At 63.9% G+C, this 20,591-nt stretch carries 19 protein-coding genes; 11 read left to right on the top strand and 8 right to left on the bottom strand.

Features of this window, described 5'->3' with window-relative positions; translation table 11 throughout:
• Nucleotides 1–47: 47 nt before the first annotated feature.
• The 7 genes from ACFX5Q_RS30365 (at nt 48) to ACFX5Q_RS30335 (ending at nt 5,442) form a co-directional block, all read left to right on the top strand.
• Entirely contained in the window at nt 48–914 is an 867-nt protein-coding gene (locus ACFX5Q_RS30365) for an SDR family oxidoreductase (RefSeq protein WP_404283798.1), read from the top strand.
• Nucleotides 915–938: 24 nt separating this feature from the next.
• Nucleotides 939–1,130 (top strand): twin transmembrane helix small protein, encoded by a 192-nt coding sequence (locus ACFX5Q_RS30360; RefSeq protein ID WP_006199891.1) that lies wholly within the window; start codon nt 939–941, stop codon nt 1,128–1,130.
• An 18-nt stretch (nt 1,131–1,148) separates the two neighbouring features.
• Nucleotides 1,149–1,730, top strand: coding sequence for a cob(I)yrinic acid a,c-diamide adenosyltransferase (locus tag ACFX5Q_RS30355; protein WP_404283797.1), 582 nt, complete (start codon nt 1,149–1,151; stop codon nt 1,728–1,730).
• 34 nt (nt 1,731–1,764) lie between these two features.
• Nucleotides 1,765–2,568 carry a rhomboid family intramembrane serine protease gene (locus ACFX5Q_RS30350; RefSeq protein ID WP_404283796.1) on the top strand — a complete coding sequence of 268 codons (804 nt, stop codon included), beginning with the start codon at nt 1,765–1,767 and terminating at the stop codon, nt 2,566–2,568.
• Between the two features lie 172 nt (nt 2,569–2,740).
• Nucleotides 2,741–3,490: an electron transfer flavoprotein subunit beta/FixA family protein gene (locus ACFX5Q_RS30345; protein WP_192182502.1), complete on the top strand. Its 750-nt coding sequence runs from the start codon at nt 2,741–2,743 to the stop codon at nt 3,488–3,490.
• A gap of 23 nt (nt 3,491–3,513) precedes the next feature.
• Entirely contained in the window at nt 3,514–4,443 is a 930-nt protein-coding gene (locus ACFX5Q_RS30340) for an electron transfer flavoprotein subunit alpha/FixB family protein (protein WP_404283794.1), read from the top strand.
• A gap of 120 nt (nt 4,444–4,563) precedes the next feature.
• Nucleotides 4,564–5,442, top strand: a complete 879-nt coding sequence (locus tag ACFX5Q_RS30335) for a 3-hydroxybutyryl-CoA dehydrogenase (protein ID WP_404283792.1) — start codon at nt 4,564–4,566, stop codon at nt 5,440–5,442.
• A 47-nt stretch (nt 5,443–5,489) separates the two neighbouring features.
• Here the strand turns inward: ACFX5Q_RS30335 and ACFX5Q_RS30330 are convergent, their stop codons facing one another.
• The 3 genes from ACFX5Q_RS30330 to ACFX5Q_RS30320 all read right to left on the bottom strand — a co-directional run bounded on the left by ACFX5Q_RS30330 (nt 5,490) and on the right by ACFX5Q_RS30320 (nt 8,837).
• Nucleotides 5,490–7,463 carry a PAS domain S-box protein gene (locus ACFX5Q_RS30330; RefSeq protein WP_404283816.1) on the bottom strand — a complete coding sequence of 658 codons (1,974 nt, stop codon included), beginning with the start codon at nt 7,461–7,463 and terminating at the stop codon, nt 5,490–5,492.
• 197 nt (nt 7,464–7,660) lie between these two features.
• A complete protein-coding gene (locus tag ACFX5Q_RS30325) occupies nt 7,661–8,299 on the bottom strand; it encodes an NrsF family protein (RefSeq protein ID WP_404283791.1) in 639 nt (212 codons plus the stop codon).
• Nucleotide 8,300: 1 nt separating this feature from the next.
• Nucleotides 8,301–8,837: a sigma-70 family RNA polymerase sigma factor gene (locus tag ACFX5Q_RS30320; protein ID WP_120016336.1), complete on the bottom strand. Its 537-nt coding sequence runs from the start codon at nt 8,835–8,837 to the stop codon at nt 8,301–8,303.
• Between the two features lie 206 nt (nt 8,838–9,043).
• Here ACFX5Q_RS30320 and ACFX5Q_RS30315 point away from each other — a divergent pair, with 206 nt between their 5' ends.
• The 3 genes from ACFX5Q_RS30315 (at nt 9,044) to ACFX5Q_RS30305 (ending at nt 12,892) form a co-directional block, all read left to right on the top strand.
• Nucleotides 9,044–10,051 (top strand): iron ABC transporter substrate-binding protein, encoded by a 1,008-nt coding sequence (locus tag ACFX5Q_RS30315; protein WP_404283789.1) that lies wholly within the window; start codon nt 9,044–9,046, stop codon nt 10,049–10,051.
• A gap of 175 nt (nt 10,052–10,226) precedes the next feature.
• Nucleotides 10,227–11,813, top strand: coding sequence for an ABC transporter permease (locus ACFX5Q_RS30310; RefSeq protein ID WP_404283787.1), 1,587 nt, complete (start codon nt 10,227–10,229; stop codon nt 11,811–11,813).
• The gene (locus tag ACFX5Q_RS30305) at nt 11,810–12,892 is read left to right on the top strand and encodes an ABC transporter ATP-binding protein (protein WP_404283785.1); all 1,083 of its coding nucleotides are present in this window, start codon (nt 11,810–11,812) and stop codon (nt 12,890–12,892) included. Before ACFX5Q_RS30310 ends, ACFX5Q_RS30305 begins: the two co-directional genes overlap by 4 nt.
• A 54-nt stretch (nt 12,893–12,946) precedes the next feature.
• On the opposite strand, the gene ACFX5Q_RS30300 is transcribed toward ACFX5Q_RS30305, so the two are convergent.
• The 4 genes from ACFX5Q_RS30300 to ugpB form a co-directional block, all read right to left on the bottom strand.
• Nucleotides 12,947–14,008: a sn-glycerol-3-phosphate import ATP-binding protein UgpC gene (locus ACFX5Q_RS30300; RefSeq protein ID WP_404283784.1), complete on the bottom strand. Its 1,062-nt coding sequence runs from the start codon at nt 14,006–14,008 to the stop codon at nt 12,947–12,949.
• 7 nt (nt 14,009–14,015) lie between these two features.
• Entirely contained in the window at nt 14,016–14,864 is an 849-nt protein-coding gene (ugpE, locus tag ACFX5Q_RS30295) for a sn-glycerol-3-phosphate ABC transporter permease UgpE (protein ID WP_404283782.1), read from the bottom strand.
• 9 nt (nt 14,865–14,873) lie between these two features.
• Nucleotides 14,874–15,758: a sn-glycerol-3-phosphate ABC transporter permease UgpA gene (gene ugpA, locus ACFX5Q_RS30290; RefSeq protein WP_404283814.1), complete on the bottom strand. Its 885-nt coding sequence runs from the start codon at nt 15,756–15,758 to the stop codon at nt 14,874–14,876.
• A 74-nt stretch (nt 15,759–15,832) separates the two neighbouring features.
• Complete coding sequence (ugpB, locus tag ACFX5Q_RS30285) at nt 15,833–17,143, bottom strand: sn-glycerol-3-phosphate ABC transporter substrate-binding protein UgpB (protein WP_404283781.1); 1,311 nt, start codon at nt 17,141–17,143, stop codon at nt 15,833–15,835.
• Between the two features lie 318 nt (nt 17,144–17,461).
• Between ugpB and ACFX5Q_RS30280 the strand changes: the two genes are divergently transcribed.
• Nucleotides 17,462–19,897, top strand: a complete 2,436-nt coding sequence (locus tag ACFX5Q_RS30280) for an EAL domain-containing protein (protein WP_404283779.1) — start codon at nt 17,462–17,464, stop codon at nt 19,895–19,897.
• Here the strand turns inward: ACFX5Q_RS30280 and ACFX5Q_RS30275 are convergent.
• Entirely contained in the window at nt 19,889–20,575 is a 687-nt protein-coding gene (locus tag ACFX5Q_RS30275; RefSeq protein WP_404283777.1) for a TlpA disulfide reductase family protein, read from the bottom strand. The two genes, ACFX5Q_RS30280 and ACFX5Q_RS30275, sit on opposite strands and share 9 nt — an antisense overlap.
• Nucleotides 20,576–20,591 lie beyond the last annotated feature (16 nt).

Below are 20,591 nucleotides of genomic sequence, written 5' to 3'. Positions count from 1 at the left end.
CCCTTCGATTGTCTCGACGCCGCGAATATGGGAAGGGAATGCGGCAAATGGCAACCCTTGGTCAAACCGCTAATCCCGCCGCGAGAGAATTGCGCACCATCATCGTCACCGGTGCGTCTTCCGGAATAGGCGCCTATTGCGCCCGGACGCTCAAGGCGGAAGGCTGGCGGGTGTTCGCGACGGCGCGCAAGCCCGCCGACATCGCCGCGCTCGAGGCCGACGGCATCGAGACCTTCTATCTCGACTATCGCGAGCCCGGCTCCATCGAAGCGCTGGTCGCCTCGGTGCTGGAACGCACCGGCGGGCGGCTCGACGCGCTGTTCAACAACGGCGCCTATGCCCAGCCGGGCGCAGTCGAGGATCTGCCGGTCGCGGCGTTGAGAGAACAGTTCGAGGCCAATCTCTTCGGCTGGCATGACCTTACCCGCCGCATCGTACCGGTGATGCGCAGCCAAGGCCATGGCCGCATCGTGCACTGCTCCTCGATCCTCGGGCTGACGCCAGTGCGTTTTCGCGGCGCCTATTCCGCCTCCAAGCATGCGCTGGAAGGGCTGATGCTCTGCCTGCACCAGGAACTCGCGGGCAGCGGCATACACGTCTCGCTCATCGAGCCGGGACCAGTGACCTCGAAGATCGCCAGCAATGCGTTGTTCTGGTTCCTCAAGAATATAGACCACGAGAACTCGGTTCACCGTGCCGACTATCAGGCGCAACTGGCACGGCTCAGGGCCGGTGGCAGCATCTCCAAGCTGAAACCCGGTCCGGAGCTGGTCCATACGGCCTTGCGCCATGCGCTTCTGTCGCGGCGCCCGCGACCGCACTATGTGGTAACAGTGCCGGCCAGAATCGGCGTGATCCTCAAACGCATACTGCCGGCATCGATGCTCTACCGCTTGCTTGCCAAACGCGCCTGAATGCAATCGAACTGGGAACAGACTATGGCAACCGTCTTCAACGTCCTCGCCGTCCTCGTTATGGTCGCCGTGGTGATCGTGCTGGTCCGCGGCCTCATCAACATGATGCGTGGCGGCGACGGCATGACCTCGAACAAGCTGATGCAGGCACGCGTGCTCTTGCAGTTCGTGGCCTTGGTGCTGATCCTGCTGGCGGTGTATTTCACCCGCAAGTGAGCATTCCGGAGGTAGAGCGTGGTCAAGCTCAACAAGATCTACACCCGCACCGGTGACGACGGCACCACCGGCCTTGGCACGGGCGAGCGGCGGCTGAAGTCCGACCTGCGCGTCGACGCCTACGGCACGGTCGACGAAGCCAATGCCTGCATCGGCATGGCCCGCATCCACACCGCTGCCACCCATCCGGCGATCGACGCGATGCTGTCTCGCATCCAGAACGACCTTTTCGACCTCGGCGCCGATCTCTCTGTGCCGGACGATGGCAAGCCGCTCGAATACGAGCCGCTGCGTATCATCGCTTCGCAGACCGACCGTGTCGAAAAGGATATCGACCTTCTCAACAAGGACCTGCAGCCGCTCAAATCCTTCGTCCTGAACGGCGGCACGCCGGCGGCCGCCACCCTTCACCTCGCCCGCACGGTGGCGCGGCGGGCCGAGCGCATCATGGTGGCGCTGGCGCAGGATCCGCGCGAGCACGTCAGCCGCGAGGCGATCAAGTACATCAATCGCGTTTCGGACTTTCTGTTCGTCGCCGCCCGCGCGGTCAATGACAACGGAAACGCCGACGTGTTATGGGTGCCCGGCAAGAACCGCTGAATCGGCCGAAGCGGAAGGGGCAAGTTCAAACCTCATGTTCATCCCGCTCTACGATACCAACAGGCTGCGGCACATCCGGCTGCAATATGTGACGATCGGCCTGATCGCGGTTAACGCGTTGGTCTTTCTCATCACCTCGATCGGCGGCGAAAACTTCAGGAACGCTGCCGTGCTCGGCCTCGGCTTCATCCCCTCCGTCGTCCACGACAGGGTCGAGCTGTCGCCCGAATTCGTCGTCATCCCCGAGAGCCTGAGCTACCTCACCTATTCCTTCCTGCATGCCGACATCTTCCACCTCGGCGGCAACATGCTGTTCCTGTGGGTGTTCGGCGACAATGTCGAGGACGCGCTCGGCCATATCCGGTACCTTATCTTCTACCTGCTTTGCGCCGCTGCCGGCGCCTTCTTCCAGGGCCTGGTGGCGTGGGATTCGCAGGTGCCGCTGATCGGAGCGTCCGGCGCCATCGCCGGCGTCGTTGCCGCCTATCTGATCCTCTATCCCCGGGTGAAGGTGTGGGTTCTCGCCTTCGCCCGCATCCCGCTGCGCATCCCGGCTTTCATCCCGCTCATCCTGTGGATCGTCTTCCAGATCGTGATGTTCGCCGCCGGCGGCGAGGACCAGGTTTCCTGGGCCTGCCATATTGGCGGCATCATCGCCGGCGCCGTGCTGGTGCTTGTCCTGCGCCGCCGCGGCGTGCCGCTGCTTGCCGGCGCCGACGGTGAGCCTGCGGCGGAAGCCAATCAAGCGCATGTTGCTGCCGAGCAGGTCGCCAGCGATCTGCCTGCAGCCCAGCAGGCGCCGCAATGGGGCCGTGGCGGCGCTTCCAGTCCGAACTGAACCGATTTGACTGCGTCACGCATATTGACGCGCCGGGTTGTCGCAACTACGGAAGCGCCACCATTAGGCGTTTGAAGAGCAGAATTCCGTCCGGAATGTCGGCTTTCGACAACTCAGAAAGGGCGCGCGCTGCTATAGCGCGCCCAAATATTCTTGAAAGAGGTGACAGGAAATGAAGATCCTTGTGCCCGTGAAGCGGGTTGTGGATGCGAACGTCAAGGTGCGCGTCAAGGCTGACGGTTCGGCGGTTGAGCTTGCCAACGTCAAGATGGCGATGAACCCGTTTGACGAGATTGCGGTCGAAGAGGCGATCCGGCTGAAGGAAGCCGGCAAGGCCGAAGAGATCATCGTCGTCTCGATCGGCCCGCAGCAGGCGCAGGAAACCTTGCGCACCGCGCTCGCCATGGGCGCGGACCGCGCCATCCTGGTCAAGACCGACGAGCAGACCGAGCCGCTCGGCGTCGCCAAGGTGCTGAAGGGCGTGGTCGAAGCGGAACAGCCCGGCCTGGTGATCCTCGGCAAGCAGGCAATCGACGACGATTCCAACCAGACCGGCCAGATGCTGGCGGCGCTGCTCGGCTGGGCGCAGGGCACTTTTGCTTCCAAGGTCGTTGTCGAGGGCGACAAGGCCAAGGTGACGCGCGAAGTCGACGGCGGCCTGCAGACGGTGGAACTGAAGATGCCGGCGATCGTGACGGCCGACCTCCGCCTCAACCAGCCGCGCTATGCCTCGCTGCCCAACATCATGAAGGCCAAGAAGAAGCCGCTCGACGAGAAATCGCCAGCCGACTATGGCGCCGACGTCAAGCCGCGGCTCAAGGTGCTCAAGACCGAGGAGCCGGGCGGCCGCAAGGCAGGCGTCAAGGTCAAGAGCGTCGCCGAACTGGTCGACAAGCTCAAGAACGAAGCCGGCGTGCTGTAAGCGGTCAGGAAAGGAACAAGAACATGGCAATTCTCCTCATCGCCGAACACGACAACGCAACCCTTTCCGACCAGACCGCCAAGGCGCTGTCGGCAGCCCTGCAGATCGGTTCGGACGTGCATGTGCTGGTGGCCGGCAAGGGCGCCAAGGGCGCCGCCGACGCCGCTGCCAAGCTCAAGGGCGTGACCAAGGTACTGCTGGCCGAGGCCGACGAACTGGCCGAGCGCCTCGCCGAGCCAATGGCGGCGCTGGTTGTTTCGCTGGCCGGGTCCTACGACACGATCGTCGCCCCGGCGACCTCGTCGGGCAAGAATGTCGCGCCGCGCGTGGCGGCCCTGCTCGATGTCGCGCAGGTCTCCGAGATCATCGAGATCGTGTCACCCGACACCTTCAAGCGGCCGATCTATGCCGGCAATGCCATCCAGACCGTGCAATCGACCGACGCCAAGAAGGTCATCACGGTGCGCACCGCCTCCTTCCAGGCAGCGCCCGAGGGTGGCTCGGCCGCGGTCGAGACCGTCAAGGCCGCCGCCAATCCCGGCCTGTCCTCCTTTGTCGAGAACAAGCTCTCCGAGACCGACCGTCCGGAGCTGACCTCGGCCAAGATCATCATCTCGGGCGGCCGCGCGCTGGGCTCCTCGGAAAAGTTCCAGGAAGTCATCCTGCCGGTCGCCGACAAGCTCGGCGCGGCGGTCGGCGCTTCGCGCGCGGCAGTCGACGCCGGCTATGCACCAAACGACTGGCAGGTCGGCCAGACCGGCAAGGTGGTGGCCCCTGACCTCTACATCGCCGTCGGCATCTCCGGCGCCATCCAGCACCTCGCCGGCATGAAGGATTCCAAGGTCATCGTCGCCATCAACAAGGACGAAGAGGCGCCAATATTCCAGGTTGCCGACTACGGCCTCGTCGGCGATCTCTTCGTCATTCTGCCGGAACTGCAAAAGGCGCTTTGACGCTATCTGCCGAACCGTATTAAATTGTGAAGGGTGGGGTAGACGAAGCTGCCCCGCCCTTTTAGTTTGCACCGCACAAAAAGCAGGCCGCAAAGGCCTTTCTTCGACGGGATCGGTGTAATGAGCAAGATCGAGACGATCGGCATCATCGGCGCGGGCCAGATGGGCGGCGGTATCGCCCATGTCTCCGCGCTTTCCGGCTACAAGGTGCTGATCTACGACATCTCGCCCGAGCGCATCGAGAAGGGCATCGCCACCGTCAGCGGCAACATGGCCCGTCAGGTCGGCTCGGGCAAGCTCGAGGAAAAGCTGCGCAACGAAGCGATGGCGCGCATTTCCGCCGCGCCCGCCATGGCCGATCTTGCCGGCGCCGATCTGGTGATCGAGGCAGCGACCGAGGACGAGACGGTCAAGCGCAAGATCTACGCCCAGCTCTGCCCGCAGCTCAATCCCGAGGCGATCCTGGCGACCAACACCTCGTCGATCTCGATCACCCGGCTTGCCGCGCAGACCGACCGTCCCGAGCGCTTCATCGGCATACATTTCATGAACCCGGTGCCGGTGATGAAGCTGGTCGAGCTGGTGCGCGGCATCGCCACCGAAGACCAGACCTTCGAGGCGGCCAAGGCCTATGTGAAGCAGCTCGACAAGACGATCACAGTCTCGGAGGATTTTCCGGCCTTCATCGTCAACCGCATCCTGCTGCCGATGATCAACGAGGCGATCTACACGCTCTACGAGGGCGTCGGCTCGGTCGACGCCATCGACACCGCCATGAAGCTCGGCGCCAACCACCCGATGGGGCCGCTGCAGCTTGCCGATTTCATCGGCCTGGACACCTGCCTGTCGATCATGCAGGTGCTGCATGACGGCCTGTCGGATTCGAAATACCGCCCCTGCCCGCTGCTGGTGAAATATGTCGAAGCCGGCTGGCTAGGCCGCAAGACCGGGCGTGGCTTCTACGACTATCGCGGCGAGCATCCGGTTCCGACGCGCTAGAATCCGAAGACTTCGGCGCGGCAGCTCACAGACTTAGCAAGCGTCCTTCAGGAGGCTGCGGCAAGCGGCTTGGGCGACGCTGTCTCGTCGGCTTTGATGTCCTCGTCCGCCGTTGAGACGCAGCCCCTTCCGGCGGCCTTGGCCGCGTAGCAGGCGGCGTCGGCCCGTGCGATGATCTCATCCACTTCGCCACAGCCGGCGCGGATCGGAGCCAGGCCGATGCTGGCGCCGATAGAATGCGCCCGTCCGTCCCAAGTGAAATTCAGGCTGCGGATCGCATCGATGATGGATCGTGCCGCAATCATGCCGCTGGCGGCCGAGCCCGACCTCAGGATGACGGCGAACTCGTCGCCTCCGAGGCGGGCGACGATGTCTTCAGGTCCAAGCACGCCACGGATCGCCTCGGCGACCCGCTTCAACAGGGCATCGCCCGCGGCATGGCCGCCGGTGTCGTTGACCAGCTTGAAGTGGTCGAGGTCGACAAACATGAACTGATGCTCCCCGATCGACCCTGTCGTATCGCCGGCCGAGTTCGTCGTGCCGCCGACCGGCCCCGTCGTGTCGGCCACGTCGGCCTTGCCGCTCCGATCGACCAGTTCCTCCATCGTGCGGATGAAGCTCGAACGGTTGGCGAGACCGGTGAGCGCGTCATGGGCGGCGGCATAGGCGAGTTGGCGCTGCAGGGCGCGCGCATCGGTAAAATCCTGGAAGACGATGACCAGTCCGCAGAATTCAGCTCGCTCGTTCATGATCGGCGACACGACCTGACGGATGCTGCAGCGCGTGTCGTCGCGGCGGACCAGCACGGCGCGACTGTTCTGCTCGGCGGGACCTGTGCCGCCGGTCGAAGCCCGTGCCACGCCGATCCTCTGCCCGGTCTCTTCGTCTACCGCCCAGTAGACATGACCGAGCGTCTTGCCGAGCGCCTCGCCGCTGGTGACGCCGGTCAGCTTTTCGGCCACCGGATTCATGAAGGTGACGCGGTTTTCGGCATCCGTGCAGATCACGGCATCGCCGATCGACTGCAGGGTGACGCGCAGCCGTTCCTTCTCGTCGGCCAGCATCGCCGCCGAGACGATGAGGCGCGCTTCGGCCTCCTTGCGCTGAGTGATGTCGGTCAGACTGCCGATGGCCCTGATCAGCCGCCCGACGGCGTCACGCTCGATGGCCTTGCCGCGGTCGAGGATCCAGACCCAGTGCCCGTCCTTGTGGCGCATCCTGAACTCGGCTTCGAAAAACGGCGTCTCGCCGGCGAGGTGGGCGCGGTCGGCCTCGGCGACGAGCTCGCGGTCGTCGGGATGGATCATCGTCAGCCAACGGTCGGGGTCGCCGTCCAGTTCGCCATCTGCATAGCCGAGCATCTTCACCCAGGTACCGGAGTAGGTCGTGCCGCCCTTGCGCATGTCGAGATCCCAGACGCCCTGACCAGCGCTGGCCAGCGCAAAGTTCCAGCGCGTTTCGGCTTCCGCGATGCGGGCCTCGGACTGCTTGCGGGCGTCGATGTCCTCAATCTGTGAAACCAGGTAGAGCGGACGGCCGCTGTCTTCGTCGCGGATGACCGAGCCGGCAAGCTGCGCCCAAACCGGCGTCCCGTCCTTCCGCAGGTAACGCTTCTCGAAGTGGAAGGCGTCGATCTTGCCCTCCTTCAGGCTGATCATCGTGTCCCTGCCGATCTGCAGGTCGTCGGGATGCGTGATCTGGAAGAAGGTCAGCGCCTCGATCTCCTCGCGGCTATAGCCAAGCATGGTGGCGAAAGCCGGATTGGTCTGCAGGATGCGGCCGTCGAGGCCGACGATGGCGACGCCGATCGCCGAATCCTCCATGGCGCGGCGGAACCGCTGTTCGCTCTCGCCGATCTGCCGGCGGTCCTCGACGATCTGGCGAACGAACAGGGCGGTGAGGAAAAGCGACGCCGCGATCATGGCGACCGCTATCTGCAGGCAGAGTTTCAGGGCCTCGGCGCCGAGCTCCAGGCGCGACAGCAGGATCGACGCAAGGACGGCGACAAGGCCGACCACCATCAAAACCAGCGCAGCATGTCTGTCGGCCCGCAGGCCTTTCCAAGTCCACGTCACAATGCGGATCCACCCCGTTGCGCAATTGCACGTTGCTGCAACCCTGGCGGATCGATTTTAAGGAAAGGTTGCGCTGGCGGTCCCGGCGACGATGCTAACCGGCAAACAATTGCCGGCATGATTAAGGATCGGTGTGCGTTCCCCTACCAGCGCACGAAAAGCCGCCCGCCCAGGGCTCCCAGCGCCGTAAGGATGATGATCGCGACCGTGTACCAGGTGGCGACAAAGAGCGGCGAATCGTCGACGCAGTGCGCGGCATACAAGGTCGCCGCCAGCCCACCGGCGAGCAGGCCCGCAACCGCGCCGGCAAGCACCGGCCGCGTCGGCGCGCCGTAGCGCAGCATCCACAGGAAAATCGCCAGCGGGCCAATGCCGATCAGCGGGATGAAGCCCATGCAGAGCATCATGTTGGAGCCGACCAGCCGCGTGCCCCATTGCGTCTCAGGCACCGCGAAGAGTTCCAGAACCACAGCCACGAGGACGAGCAGCGGCGCTGCGGCCATCCAGGCTGCTGCTTTTCCCGCCGACGCGCCGGGCGTCGACAAAGCGTGGATCAGCGCGAAGGCGGTGCCGGCAAGCACGATGGTGAAGACGAACTTCGACAGGAAGCGCATCGTGTGCATGGCGATCATGATGTCGGAACGTGGACCGATGGTGAACCAGAAAACCACCGCCGCGATCACCGCCGCAACCGCGGTGGCCATCCACCAGGCCGAGCGCAGCGGCATCGCCTTGCTGCGGGCGTCGGCGTCCAATGCCTTGATGAGATCCTCGGTCCTCATGTCATTCCCGCCCGAAACGCCTGGCAATGGCGGCAAGGCCGCGATGCAGCGACACCCGCACCGCCGTCTCCGTGATACCGAATTTCGCCGCCGTCTCGCCGATCGAACGGCCCTCGACCGACACCGCCGAGACCACCGAGCGCTGCGCCGGCGGCAGGCTGTCCAGCACCCGGTTGATGTCGCGCTCGCTGACGGTCTCGGTCTCAGGCTCGGCGAAGGTTTCGGCGATTTCGTCGATCTCGATCTCGACACGCCGTCCGCGCCGACGGAAGGCATCGATCAGCTTGAAGCGCGCTATGGCATAGACCCATGGCAGCACCGGCGCATCGTCGCGCCAGGTATGCCGTTTCACATGAATGGCCAGCAAGGTTTCCTGCACGACATCCTCGGGGTCGACCCCGCCCTGTACGATCTTGCGCCGGGCAAAGCCGCGAACGAGAGCAGCCGTCCGGTGCAGAAAGTCGGCGTAGGCCCTTTCATCTCCGGCGATTGCGGCCTTGAGCAGCCGGGAAAGCTCGGCCTCATCCTTGCCGGTCACAAGAGTTCACTCCCCCGATGTTCGCGTCTCGGCGCTGTTTTGTTACGTGGCCGGCGAAATAATGTCCAAGCCAAACTGCCGGAGAATCACGAAAGTTTGCGCCCCGGCTGCCGATTGAACCAGCTCACCAATGTTGACTCGGACAATCAGGTATTGGTAGGTGCAGCCGTGCCAAGACCAGCCAACAAGATCGAGGACGACGCCCCATGAGATACGCCCTTTCCGCCCTCGCCGGCGCCACCGCGCTGGCGATCAGCCTGATCGCCGCCCCAGCCACGGCCGAGGATGCCGGCATCGTCGTCTACAACGCCCAGCATGAGAGCCTGGCCAAGGAATGGGCCGAGGGCTTCACCAAGGAGACCGGCATCAAGGTCACGCTGCGCAATGGCGGCGACAGCGATTTCTCCAACCAGATCGTCGCCGAAGGCGCTGCCTCGCCGGCCGACGTGTTCCTGACCGAAAACTCGCCGGCCATGGCCCTGGTCGAGGCCGCCGGCCTGTTCGCGCCGGTCGATGCCGACACGCTGGCGCAGGTTCCGCAGGAATACCAGCCGACCACCGGCAAATGGGTCGGCGTTGCCGCGCGCAGCACCGTCTTTGCCTACGACAAGACCAAGCTGAAGGAAGACCAGCTGCCCAAGTCGCTGCTTGAGCTCGCCGATCCGAGCTGGAAGGGCCGCTGGGCCGCCTCCCCCTCCGGCGCCGATTTCCAGGCCATCGTCAGCGCTCTGCTGCAGCTGAAGGGCGAGGCCGCGACGGCCGACTGGCTGAAGGCGATGAAGACGAACTTCACCGCCTACAAGGGCAACAGCACGGTGATGAAAGCGGTCAATGCCGGCGAGATCCAAGGCGGCGTCATCTACCATTATTATTATTTCGGCGATCAGGCCAAGACCGGCGAGAACAGCAAGAACGTCGCCATGCACTATTTCAAGAACCAGGATCCGGGCGCTTTCGTCTCGATCTCTGGCGGCGGCGTGCTGGCCTCGAGCAAGCACCAGAAGGAAGCTCAGGCCTTCCTGAAGTGGGTGACCGGCAAGGGTGGCCAGGAGGTGCTGAAGAACGGCACGTCCTTTGAATATGCGGTCGGCAAAGGCGCCGATTCCAATGCGAAACTGGTGCCGCTCGCCGATCTGCAGGCGCCGAAGGTCGATCCGGCGACGCTGAACTCGAAGAAGGTCACCGACCTGATGACGGCAGCCGGCTTGCTTTAGTTCGCGTTCGTCCTAAAAGGGCAACCGACTGCGCTCCCGCGGGATACGCTCTCCGCGGGAGCGCTCTGTTTTCGAGGTGGCATTCGTCGATGACGACAAGCTGCGTTTCCGGCCGCATTCGGCGTGCCTTCGATGACCTCCGCCAGCAGGCGGAAGCAGCGCGGCGTCCGGCCTGATGCAGTCTGCAGTCGATCTTTCGCGTCCGGGCCTGCCGGCCGGCTTCAAGACCGGACACGGAACGCGCCGTCGGTCCCTCTCCTGGATCCTGCTCGCGGCCACCCTTGTCTCGCTGCTTGCATTGCTGCCGCTTGCCTTCATCGTATGGGTGGCGGTGCAGACCGGCTGGGAAACCGCATCGGCGCTGGTCTTTCGTCCACGCGTCGGCGAGCTTCTGGTCAACACCGTCCTTCTGGTGGCGGTGTCGGTTCCGATTTCGATCGTGCTTTCGGTGACGCTGGCCTGGCTGACCGAACGCAGCGACCTGCCCGGGGCTCGCCTATGGGCTTGGCTGTCGGTTGCCCCGCTCGCCATCCCCGCCTTCGTCCACTCCTATGCCTGGATCAGCCTGGTGCCGGGGCTGCACGGCCTGTGGGCCGGGGTGCTGGTTTCGGTCCTTGCCTATTTCCCGTTCCTCTATCTGCCGATTGCGGCAGCGCTGCGTCGTCTCGACCCCGCGCTTGAGGATGCCGCGGCCGCCCTCGGCCTCGGCCCGTGGCGGGTCTTTGCCCGCGTCGTGCTGCCGCAGCTGAGGCTCGCCATTTGCGGCGGTTCGCTGCTGGTCGGCTTGCATTTGCTTGCCGAATACGGCCTCTATGTCTTCATCCGCTTCGACACCTTCACCACGGCGATTGTCGACCAGTTCCAGTCGACCTTCAATGGACCGGCGGCCAACATGCTGGCCGCGGTGCTGGTCACGTGCTGCTTCGTGCTGCTCGCGCTGGAAGTGCTGGTGCGCGGTGAGGAGCGCTATGCCCGCGTCGGCTCTGGTGCGGCGCGCCAGCAGCAGCGCACGAGGCTCGGCCGCGCCACGCTTGCCTGCCTGACGCTGCCCGCCGTCACCGCGCTGCTTTCGCTCGGCGTGCCTTTCGTCACCATCGGCCGCTGGCTGATCGCCGGCGGCGCCGATGTCTGGCGCCTCGACGAGATCGGCCTTGCACTCGGCCAGACCCTGTTCCTGGCGATTGGCGGCGCGCTGCTCGCTACGATCGCCGCCATGCCGATGGCATGGATTTCGATCCGCGCGCCGGGTCCGCTGCAGCGGCTTCTCGAAGGCTGCAACTACATCGTCGGCTCCCTGCCCGGCGTCGTCATTGCGCTGGCGCTGGTCACCATCACCGTGCGCATCGCCATGCCGCTCTACCAGACCCTGTTCACCATTCTTTTCGCCTATGCGCTGATGTTCCTGCCACGCGCTTTGATCAGCCTCAGGGCATCGATCGCGCAGGCGCCGATCGAATTCGAACGCGCTGCCTCGAGCCTCGGCCGGCCGCCACTCAAGGCGCTGTGGTCGACGACGATCCGCCTGTCGGCACCGGGGGCTGCGGCGGGCATGGCACTGGTGGCGCTCGGCATCACCAACGAGCTGACCGCCACCCAGATGCTGGCGCCCAACGGCACCCGCACGCTGGCGATGGCGTTCTGGTCCTATAGCGGCGAGATCGACTATGCCTCGGCCGCACCTTACGCCTTCATCATGGTGGCGATGTCGCTGCCTTTGACCTGGCTGCTTTACGTCCAGTCGAAAAGGATGGCTGGACGATGAGCTTTCTCGAACTCAGCGGCGTGCAAAAACACTACGGCCCGGTGGCCGCACTTGCCGGCGTCGACCTCAGTGTCATGCGCGGCAGCCGCACGGCGATCGTCGGACCGTCCGGCTGCGGCAAGACGACCTTGCTCAGGCTGATCGCTGGTTTCGAGGCGCCCGACCAGGGCCGCATCGTGCTCGACGGCGAGGTGCTGGCCAATGGCGGCGCCGCCGTTCCGGCGTATCGCCGCGGCATCGGCGTGGTGGCGCAGGACGGCGCCCTGTTCCCGCATCTGACCATCGCCGACAATATCGGCTTCGGCATGGCGCGCGGCGCCGACAAGCGCACCGAGCACATCGTCGAGCTCGCCTATATCGTCGGGCTGGACAAGGCGATCCTCAAACGCCGCCCGCACGAGCTCTCCGGCGGCCAACAGCAGCGTGTGGCGCTGGCCCGCGCCATGGCGATGAAGCCCCGGCTGATGCTGCTCGACGAGCCGTTCTCGGCCCTCGACACCGGCCTGCGCGCCTCGATGCGGAAGGCGGTGGCCGAGCTTCTGGAAGCCGCGGGGATCACCACGATCCTGGTCACCCACGATCAGGCCGAGGCGCTGTCCTTCGCCAGCCAGGTCGCTGTCATGCGCGACGGCCTGTTCTCGCAGGTCGGCACGCCGCGAGAGCTCTATTTCCAGCCGAAAGACAGGATGATCGCCGAGTTCCTTGGCGACGCCATCATCCTGCCGGCGAGGATAGCGGACGGCTTCGCCACCTCGCCGCTCGGCCGTATTGCCGTCGACACGGCAGACAGGCGCGATGTCGCCCGCATCATGCTGCGGCCGGAGCAGGTGATGCTGAAAAGGACGTCGCGAGAAGGCATGTCGGGCACGCCGGAAATGCTGTTCGGCGAAGTGACGGAATCCGAATTCGCCGGTTCCATATGCACCATCGCCGTGCGGCTCCTGAACAGCCCCGATCCGCCGGACGCTGCCGCAATCGGCAACACGCCGCTCATCCTGCGCAAGCCCGGCATGGACGCGCCGGCCCTTGGCGAGATCGTCCGGCTGACGGTTTCAGGCAAGGCGCATGTATTTGCCTGAACGGCTGTTGGCCATTCGTTGTAGGGTGGTGCTGGTTAGAGCGAGAGGCTGTCCTCAATCGACCCGCTTCCCCGCACTGTCGAACCAATGCAGCTTTTCGGTCTTGGCCACGACTCGCAACTGGTCGCCGGGCTTGGCAGTTGCACGGCCGGCAACACGCACGACGATACGGTTGCCGCCTGCCGCGCAGTGAAGGAAGCTCTCGGCTCCCACCGGTTCGACCGCCTCGACCATTGCCGGCAGGATGAACGCGCCGGACGGTGCCTCGGCGCCGAAGGTGACGTCGGCATCCTCAGGGCGGAAGCCAAGCGTGGCAGCGTTCGCAGGGGCAAAGCCAATCGTCTTGCCGTCAGTCAGCGCCAGACCAGCCGGCCCTTGCGATAGGGGCAGAAGATTCATCGGCGGTGCGCCGATGAAGGAGGCGACGAAGGTCGAGGCCGGCTTCTCGTAGATGTCGAGTGGCGCGCCCGTCTGCTCGACCAATCCGGCGTTCATCACGACGAGGATATCGGCCAGCGTCATCGCCTCCAACTGGTCGTGGGTGACGTAGACCGAGGTGACACCGAGCGAACGTTGCAAATTCTTGATTTCGACCCGCATCTGGCCGCGCAGTTTGGCGTCAAGGTTGGAGAGCGGCTCGTCGAACAGGAAGACTTTCGGATTGCGCACGATGGCACGCCCCATGGCGACGCGCTGGCGCTGGCCGCCGGAAAGCTCGCGCGGGCGCCGGTCTAGCAGCGCCGAGAGTTCGAGCACCCTGGCAGTCGAGCGGACCCTGCTGTCGATCTCGTCCTTCGGCGTGCCGCGGTTACGCAACCCGTAGGCCATGTTGTCATAGACCTTCATATGCGGGTAGAGCGCATAGTTCTGGAACACCATGGCAATGTCGCGCTCGGTCGGGCCGATGGTGTTGACGATCTTGCCGTCGATGGCGACCGTACCGGAAGAAATGGTTTCCAGCCCGGCAATCATCCGCAGCAGCGTGGACTTGCCGCAGCCGGATGGGCCAACCAGCACGCAAAGCTCCTTGTCGGGAATGGCTATGGAGACGCCCTTCACCGCTTCGACGCCGCTGGGATAGACCTTCTTCACATCCTTCAGAGCAACGGTCGCCATCGGCTTCTCACTTTTCGGAATCGACCAGTCCGCGCACGAACCAGCGTTGCATCAGCACCACGATCAGGATCGGCGGCAAGATGGCCAGCATCGCGCTGACCATGACCAGATGCCATTGGGTGTCGGCATCGGCGAAGGAAACCATCTTCCTCAGCGCGATGACGATGGTGTTCATGTCGTTGCTGTTGGTGACGAGCAGCGGCCAAAGATACTGCGTCCAGCCATAGATGAAGAGAATGACGAACAGCGCAGCGATGTTGGTGCGCGACAGCGGCAACAGGATGTCGAAAAAGAAGCGCCATGGCCCGGCGCCATCGACACGCGCCGCTTCCACCAGCTCGCCCGGGATGGTCATGAAGAACTGGCGGAACAACAGCGTTGCGGTGGCAGAGGCGATCAGCGGGATGATCAGGCCGGCATAGGTGTCGATCATGCCGAGATCGACCATTACCTTGTAGGTCGGCAGGATGCGCACCTCGACGGGAAGCATCAGGGTGATGAAGATCAGCCAGAAGAAGACCATGCGCAGCGGAAAACGGAAGAACACGATCGCATAGGCCGACAGGATCGAGATGAAAATCTTCCCTGCAGCGATGCCGAGCGCCATGATCGTGGTATTGAGCAGCAATCGGCCGACACTGACCCCACCGATGCGGCCGACACCGCCGAACAGTGCCTCGCTGTAATTGTTCCAGAACTGGTCGCCGGGCAAGAGCGGCAATGGCGGCTTGAGGATCGTTTGCAGCGTCTGTGTGGAGGCGACGAAGGTGTAGTAGATCGGGAAGGCGACGATCAGTATGCCAAGGATGAGCACGGCATGGGCGATGAAGGTGCGGAGCGGGGACTGGCCGATCATCGCTCGCCCTCAGCCGTAGTGGACTTTGCGTTCCACATAGCGGAACTGGATGGCCGTGAGCGAGATGACAATGACCATCAGGATGACCGACTGCGCCGCCGAGTCGCCGAGGATCAGGTTGACGAAGCCGTCATTGTAGACCTTGTAGACCAGCGTCTCGGTCGTCTTTCCCGGCCCGCCGCCGGTGACGGCATGGACGATGCCGAAGGTGTCGAACAGGGCATAGACGGTGTTGACGACCAGCAGGAAAAAGGTCGTCGGCGCAAGCAGCGGGAAGATGATGGTCCAGAAGCGCTTGGTCTCTCCGGCGCCGTCCATGGCCGCCGCCTCGATCAGCGTCTTTGGCACCGCTTGCAGCCCAGCGACGAAGAACAGGAAATTGTAGCTGATCTGCTTCCAGGCAGCCGCAGACACCAGCAGGATCATGGCGTGGTCACCGTTGAGCAACGGGTCCCAGTCGATGCCGAGACCTCTCAAGGCGTAGGCCAGCGAACCAATCGATGGGTTGAACAGGAACAGCCACAACATGCCGGCAATCGCCGGCGCCACCGCATACGGCCAGATCATCAGCGTACGATAGAGGCCTTTGCCGCGCACCACCCTCTCGGCCATGACGGCAAGCAGCAGTGCCACCCCCATGGCGACGATCGCGGTCGCCAGCGAAAACACCACCGTGACCTTGATCGAATTGAGGTAGGCCGGTTCGGCCAGTACCTTCCGGAAATTGGCAAGCCCGACGAACTTGCTCTTCAGCCCGAACGGGTCTTCTCTGAGCATCGACTGGTAGAGCGCCTGACCAGTTGGCCAGTAGAAAAAGATCAGCGTAATGGCGAGTTGCGGCGCCACCAGCAGGTAAGGCAGGGTCTTGTTGGGAAAGACGACGCGCGGAGACAGGGGGATTTCCCTCGCTATTCAGGAAGTCGTCCACGCGTGTCTGCGTGGACGAGATTCAACCGAGGCGAACCGCTTCAGTTCCCGATCGCTTCCTGGATCGCCTTGTTGCCACGCGTGACCGCGTTGTCGAGCGCCTGCTGGGCAGTCTGCTGACCGGCCAGCATCTTCTCGAATTCCTCGTTCTCGATGTCGCGCACCTGCGGCAGGTTGATGAGGCGCACGCCCTTCGAATTCTCGGTCGGCGCCTTGCCCAGCATCTGCAGGATCGGCGTCTCACGGCCCGGGTTCTTGTCATAGAAGCCGGACTTCTTGGTCGCCTCATAGGCAGCGAGCGTCACCGGCAGGTAGCCCGACTTCTGATGCAGATATTCCTGCACTTCGGTCTTGGACAGGTAGGCGAAAAACGCCGCGACGCCCTTGTACTCCTCGTCCGATTTGTTGCCGAATACCCACAGGCTGGCGCCGCCCGGCGTGGTGTTCTGCGGCGCGCCCTTGGCGTCGGTATCATAGGGAAGTTGGCCGATGCCGTAGTTCATGCCCGACTTGACGATATCGCCGAGACCTCCGGACGATTCGGTGAAGATGCCGCATTCGCCGGCGAGGAATATCTGCTTGGCTTCCGAGGTGCGCCCGCCATATTTGAAGGTGCCGTCCTTGGCGAGATCGGCGAGCGCCTGGAAGTGGTTGACGAAAATCGGCGCATTGATCTTGAGCTCGACGTCCGTGCCGGCAAGTCCGTTCTGGTTGGTGCCATAGGAAACATCATTCCAGGCAGCGAAGGCCTCGAGGTGGATCCAGGTCAGCCAGGTCGAGGTGTAGCCGCAGGAGGCGGCGCCGCTCGCCTTGATCTTCTTGGCGTCTTCCCACACCTCGTTCCAGGTCTTGGGCGGGTTGTTCACATCAAGCCCGGCCTTCTGGAAGATATCCTTGTTGTAGTAGAGGATCGGCGAGGAGGAATTGTAGGGGAAGGACAGCATGGTGCCGTCCGGCTTCGAATAATAGCCGACGATGCCGGGCAAATACTGGCTCTTGTCGAAGGTCATGCCGGCGCTGGTCAGCACATCGGCCACCGGCTTGATCGCGCCTTCGGCGGCCATCATGACGCCGGTACCCACGTCGAACACCTGGATGATGTCGGGCGCTTGGCCCGCACGAAAGGCAGCGATGCCGGCATTCAGCGTTTCGGGATAGGTACCCTTGAAGACGGGGAGGATTTCATAGTCGCTCTGGCTGGCATTGAAATCCTTGGCGATCTTGTCGACCACCTCGGCATTGGCGCCGGTCATGGCATGCCACCAACTGATCTGGGTGACGGCTAAAGCGGAGGTGGGGGAAAGCAGGGTCAAGGTGGCGGCAACACCGGCCGCGAAGCCGAACAAATTCATGTTTCATCTCCCGTTTGTCATTGGCGAAAGGGGCGCTCCCGCAACGGCAATATGTGTCGCTCATGACGATCGGACAACGGTTTTGTTGCGGATCGGTGAACTTCGCCCCTTTCGCGTGCGAGGTTCGTTTGCATGCAGGCAACCGATCTCAAAAGAATTGCCAATCCGGCTGCCCTGCAGCAACAACATGAACCTCCCGCCGCTACCACAACCCGGCACAGCACGCTGCGGTTGCATGCGCGATAACTGATTCTTCAACCGTCGAGCCCTAAACAATACCATTGCCTTGATTGTTGCGGGAAGATCAGGTGAAGCGAGATGTTGACCGTCTATAATTGTATCGTGCACGAACACGATCTGAGACTGGTTGCACTGGCGGCGCTTATTTGTGGCATTTCTTCCTTCTCCGCGATCAATCTGCTTCGCCATGTTGACCGGTCGACCAACAGAAACCGCTACGCCTGGCTGATGATTGCCGCCACCTCGACCGGTTTCGGCATCTGGGCGACCCACTTCATCGCCATGATTGCATTCTCGCCGGGAATTCCGAACGCATACAATGCAGAACTTTCCGTGCTTTCGCTTGCCGCCGCCGTCATCCTGACCGCCGTCGGCATGTGGATCGCCACCTTGCGCGGCGGCATCGATCACTACCTTGTCGGCGGCGCCGTGCTCGGCGGCGGCATCGCCACCATGCACTATACCGGCATGGCGGCGTTCGAGGTGCAGGGCCGGATCGTCTGGGATCAGCTCCTCGTCGCCGTCTCGCTGGTGGCCGGCATCACGCTTGCCGCACTCTCGCTTCTCGTCGTGCTGCGCCGGCCCTCGACATCAGGGACAATCGTCGCCGCCGTGCTTCTGACGCTGGCGATCTGCACCTTGCATTTCATCGCCATGGCCGCGGTGTCGATCTATCCGGACAGCTCCATAGAAATATCGAAATACACTGTCGAACCGATGTCACAGGCCTTCGCCGCCGCCGCGGTCAGCCTGGTGATCCTCGTGCTTTCGGCCGCGGCACTCTGGATCGATCTGCGCTTCCGTCGTCACAAGGTCGAGGCCGAACGCATGCATGGCCTGGCCAATGCCGCCGTGGAGGGTCTCATCGTCTGCGACGGCGCTCGCATCGTCAGCGCCAATGACAGCATCGCGGCGCTGACCGGCATCGCGGCCGGTACGCTGAACACGATGCTGCTCGGCGATCTGTTCGGCGAGCGTGCCGCGTCGAGCATGATCGAAGGACAGGCGCAGGAAGCCGAACTGCGAAGCCACGACGGTGCCCACATACCCGTGGAGCTGATCGCCAGAAGCATCGACTATTGCGGCAAGCCGCACAATGTGGTCGCTGTTCGCGACATCCGCGAACGCAAGAAGGCCGAGCAGGAGATCGTCCGCCTCGCTCATTTCGACCCGCTGACCGGGCTTGCCAACCGCCGCAGCTTCACGAGCCGCCTCGAAGCCGAAATTGCCGCGGCGGACCGAGGCGGCAAGGGCGGCAATCTAGCGCTGCTGCTGCTCGACCTCGACCGGTTCAAGGAAGTGAACGATCTCTTCGGCCATGCCGCCGGCGACGCCATGCTGCAAAAGGTTGCGCAATGCGCCTCCGCCGTGCTTCGCCACGGCCAGATGCTGGCGCGCCTCGGCGGCGACGAGTTCGCCATCATCGCGCCGAACCTTCCCGATCCTCAGGCGGCGGGCCGTATCGCCGAGGCAGTGCTTGCCGCCATGCGCGAGGAGAACAAGCTGTCGCCCGGCGGTGGCCTGGTCTCGGCCAGCATTGGCATCGCCCTCTACCCGCTCGACGCGGACGACCAGGCAGCCCTCGTCAGCCATGCCGACACCGCGCTCTACCGCGCCAAGGCCGAGGGCAAGGACACCTACCGCTATTTCGAGGCCTCGATGGGCGCCGAGGCGCGCGACCGGCGGGTGCTGGAACATGATTTGCGCCAGGCGGTGGCGCGCAATGAATTTCGCCTCGTCTATCAGCCGCAGAAGGAAATCAGCAGCGGCAGGATGATCGGCTTCGAGGCCCTGATCCGCTGGCAGCACCCGCAGCGCGGAGAGGTTTCCCCGGCCGTGTTCATCCCGGTGGCCGAGGACAGCGGCGCCATCCTGCAGATCGGCGAGTGGGTTCTGGCGACGGCCTGCGAGGAAGCCGCCCGCTGGAAGAACCCGCTGACGGTCGCCGTCAACGTTTCGGCCGTGCAGCTGCACAATCCGAATTTCAGCCGCAAGGTGCACGAAGTTCTGCTTCGATCCGGCCTGGCCCCGGGCAGGCTCGAGCTGGAGATCACCGAAACCGCGCTGGTCAAGGACATGCCGCGCGCGCTGGCGACCTTGCGACAGGTCAAGGCGCTCGGCGTCCGCGTCGCCATGGACGATTTCGGCACCGGCTATTCCTCGCTTTCCAACCTTCGCGCCTTCCCCTTTGACAAGATCAAGATCGACGGTTCCTTCATCAAATCGGTCGACAGGAACGGCCAGGTCGCTGCGATCGTTCGCGCCGTGCTGGGACTGGGTCGCGGCCTTGGCTTGCCTGTCCTGGCCGAGGGCGTCGAGACATTGGGCGAGCTGCGCTTCCTCGACGCCGAGGACTGCGAGATCGGACAAGGCTTTTATCTTGGCAGGCCGAGCCCGATCGAGACGTTCGGCGAACTGACCGGCGTGACGGGGCCAGCGGTCAACGACGACGCCAGGCAACGCGGCGGCAGCATCCTGATGCTGGAGCCGGCCGCTGCGCTGCGCTCAATCTGACGGGCCAAGTGCGGCTTCGACCAGCCGCTTGGCGTCGGGGCTCGACCATTCGGCCGGGCCGTTCATATGGGCGATCAGGCAGCCATCGCCATCGATCAGCATCGTCACCGGCAGGCCCAACGCCAGGCCGCGCTTCTTGACGTCGTTGAACAGCCCCATCGTCGAATCCCGGTAATAGCCGAGCGTCTCGATGCCGATATCGCCGAGAAACTTCTTCGGCTTGGCGTCGTCGCCGGTATCGACATTGACCGCGACGACCTGGAAGGCATCGCTGCCCTTTTCCTTCTGCAGCGCATCGAGCGCCGGCATCTCGGCACGGCATGGCGCGCACCATGTCGCCCAAAGATTGAGCAGCACCGTTTTTCCGGCATGGTCGGCGAGCGTCATCGGCTTGCCGTCGGGATCGTTGAAGGCAAGGCTTTTCAGCGATTGCGGCGGGTCGGCCGGCAAAAGTGCTGCAACCTGCCCGGTGGCGGCAGCCGCAACCTTCTTGGCGCGGTCGGCCTTTGCCGCGCAGACGGCATCGTCCTTGCCGTCGCCGGCAGCGGCTTGGCGCCCGGCGTTGTTGCCAGAACCGCTCTCGCTGACATATACCGCGACCGCGCCGGCCAGCACGCCCGCCGCCAAGGCGGCGAGGATGAGGCGCGGGGCCGGGAATAATCTATTGCCGTCTGCCATTTTCTTAAAACTGCTC

Source organism: Mesorhizobium sp. IMUNJ 23033 (assembly GCF_044778005.1).
Taxonomy (GTDB): domain Bacteria; phylum Pseudomonadota; class Alphaproteobacteria; order Rhizobiales; family Rhizobiaceae; genus Mesorhizobium; species Mesorhizobium amorphae_A.
The sequence above is the reverse complement of the archived record's forward strand: the minus strand, read 5'-3'. Positions and strand labels throughout refer to the sequence as shown.

Bases quoted from the DNA above. Each gene is read 5' to 3' on its own strand.
- ACFX5Q_RS30360 (WP_006199891.1), top strand. From the start codon at position 939: ATGGCAACCGTCTTCAACGTCCTCGCCGTCCTCGTTATGGTCGCCGTG.
- ACFX5Q_RS30340 (WP_404283794.1), top strand. From the start codon at position 3,514: ATGGCAATTCTCCTCATCGCCGAACACGACAACGCAACCCTTTCCGAC.
- ACFX5Q_RS30315 (WP_404283789.1), top strand. From the start codon at position 9,044: ATGAGATACGCCCTTTCCGCCCTCGCCGGCGCCACCGCGCTGGCGATC.
- ACFX5Q_RS30310 (WP_404283787.1), top strand. From the start codon at position 10,227: ATGCAGTCTGCAGTCGATCTTTCGCGTCCGGGCCTGCCGGCCGGCTTC.
- ACFX5Q_RS30330 (WP_404283816.1), bottom strand. From the start codon at position 7,463: ATGGTGGTCGGCCTTGTCGCCGTCCTTGCGTCGATCCTGCTGTCGCGC.
- ACFX5Q_RS30300 (WP_404283784.1), bottom strand. From the start codon at position 14,008: ATGGCGACCGTTGCTCTGAAGGATGTGAAGAAGGTCTATCCCAGCGGC.
- ACFX5Q_RS30350 (WP_404283796.1), top strand. From the start codon at position 1,765: ATGTTCATCCCGCTCTACGATACCAACAGGCTGCGGCACATCCGGCTG.
- ACFX5Q_RS30305 (WP_404283785.1), top strand. From the start codon at position 11,810: ATGAGCTTTCTCGAACTCAGCGGCGTGCAAAAACACTACGGCCCGGTG.
- ACFX5Q_RS30345 (WP_192182502.1), top strand. From the start codon at position 2,741: ATGAAGATCCTTGTGCCCGTGAAGCGGGTTGTGGATGCGAACGTCAAG.
- ACFX5Q_RS30325 (WP_404283791.1), bottom strand. From the start codon at position 8,299: ATGAGGACCGAGGATCTCATCAAGGCATTGGACGCCGACGCCCGCAGC.
- ACFX5Q_RS30335 (WP_404283792.1), top strand. From the start codon at position 4,564: ATGAGCAAGATCGAGACGATCGGCATCATCGGCGCGGGCCAGATGGGC.
- ugpB (WP_404283781.1), bottom strand. From the start codon at position 17,143: ATGAATTTGTTCGGCTTCGCGGCCGGTGTTGCCGCCACCTTGACCCTG.
- ACFX5Q_RS30365 (WP_404283798.1), top strand. From the start codon at position 48: ATGGCAACCCTTGGTCAAACCGCTAATCCCGCCGCGAGAGAATTGCGC.
- ACFX5Q_RS30275 (WP_404283777.1), bottom strand. From the start codon at position 20,575: ATGGCAGACGGCAATAGATTATTCCCGGCCCCGCGCCTCATCCTCGCC.
- ugpE (WP_404283782.1), bottom strand. From the start codon at position 14,864: ATGATCGGCCAGTCCCCGCTCCGCACCTTCATCGCCCATGCCGTGCTC.
- ACFX5Q_RS30280 (WP_404283779.1), top strand. From the start codon at position 17,462: ATGTTGACCGTCTATAATTGTATCGTGCACGAACACGATCTGAGACTG.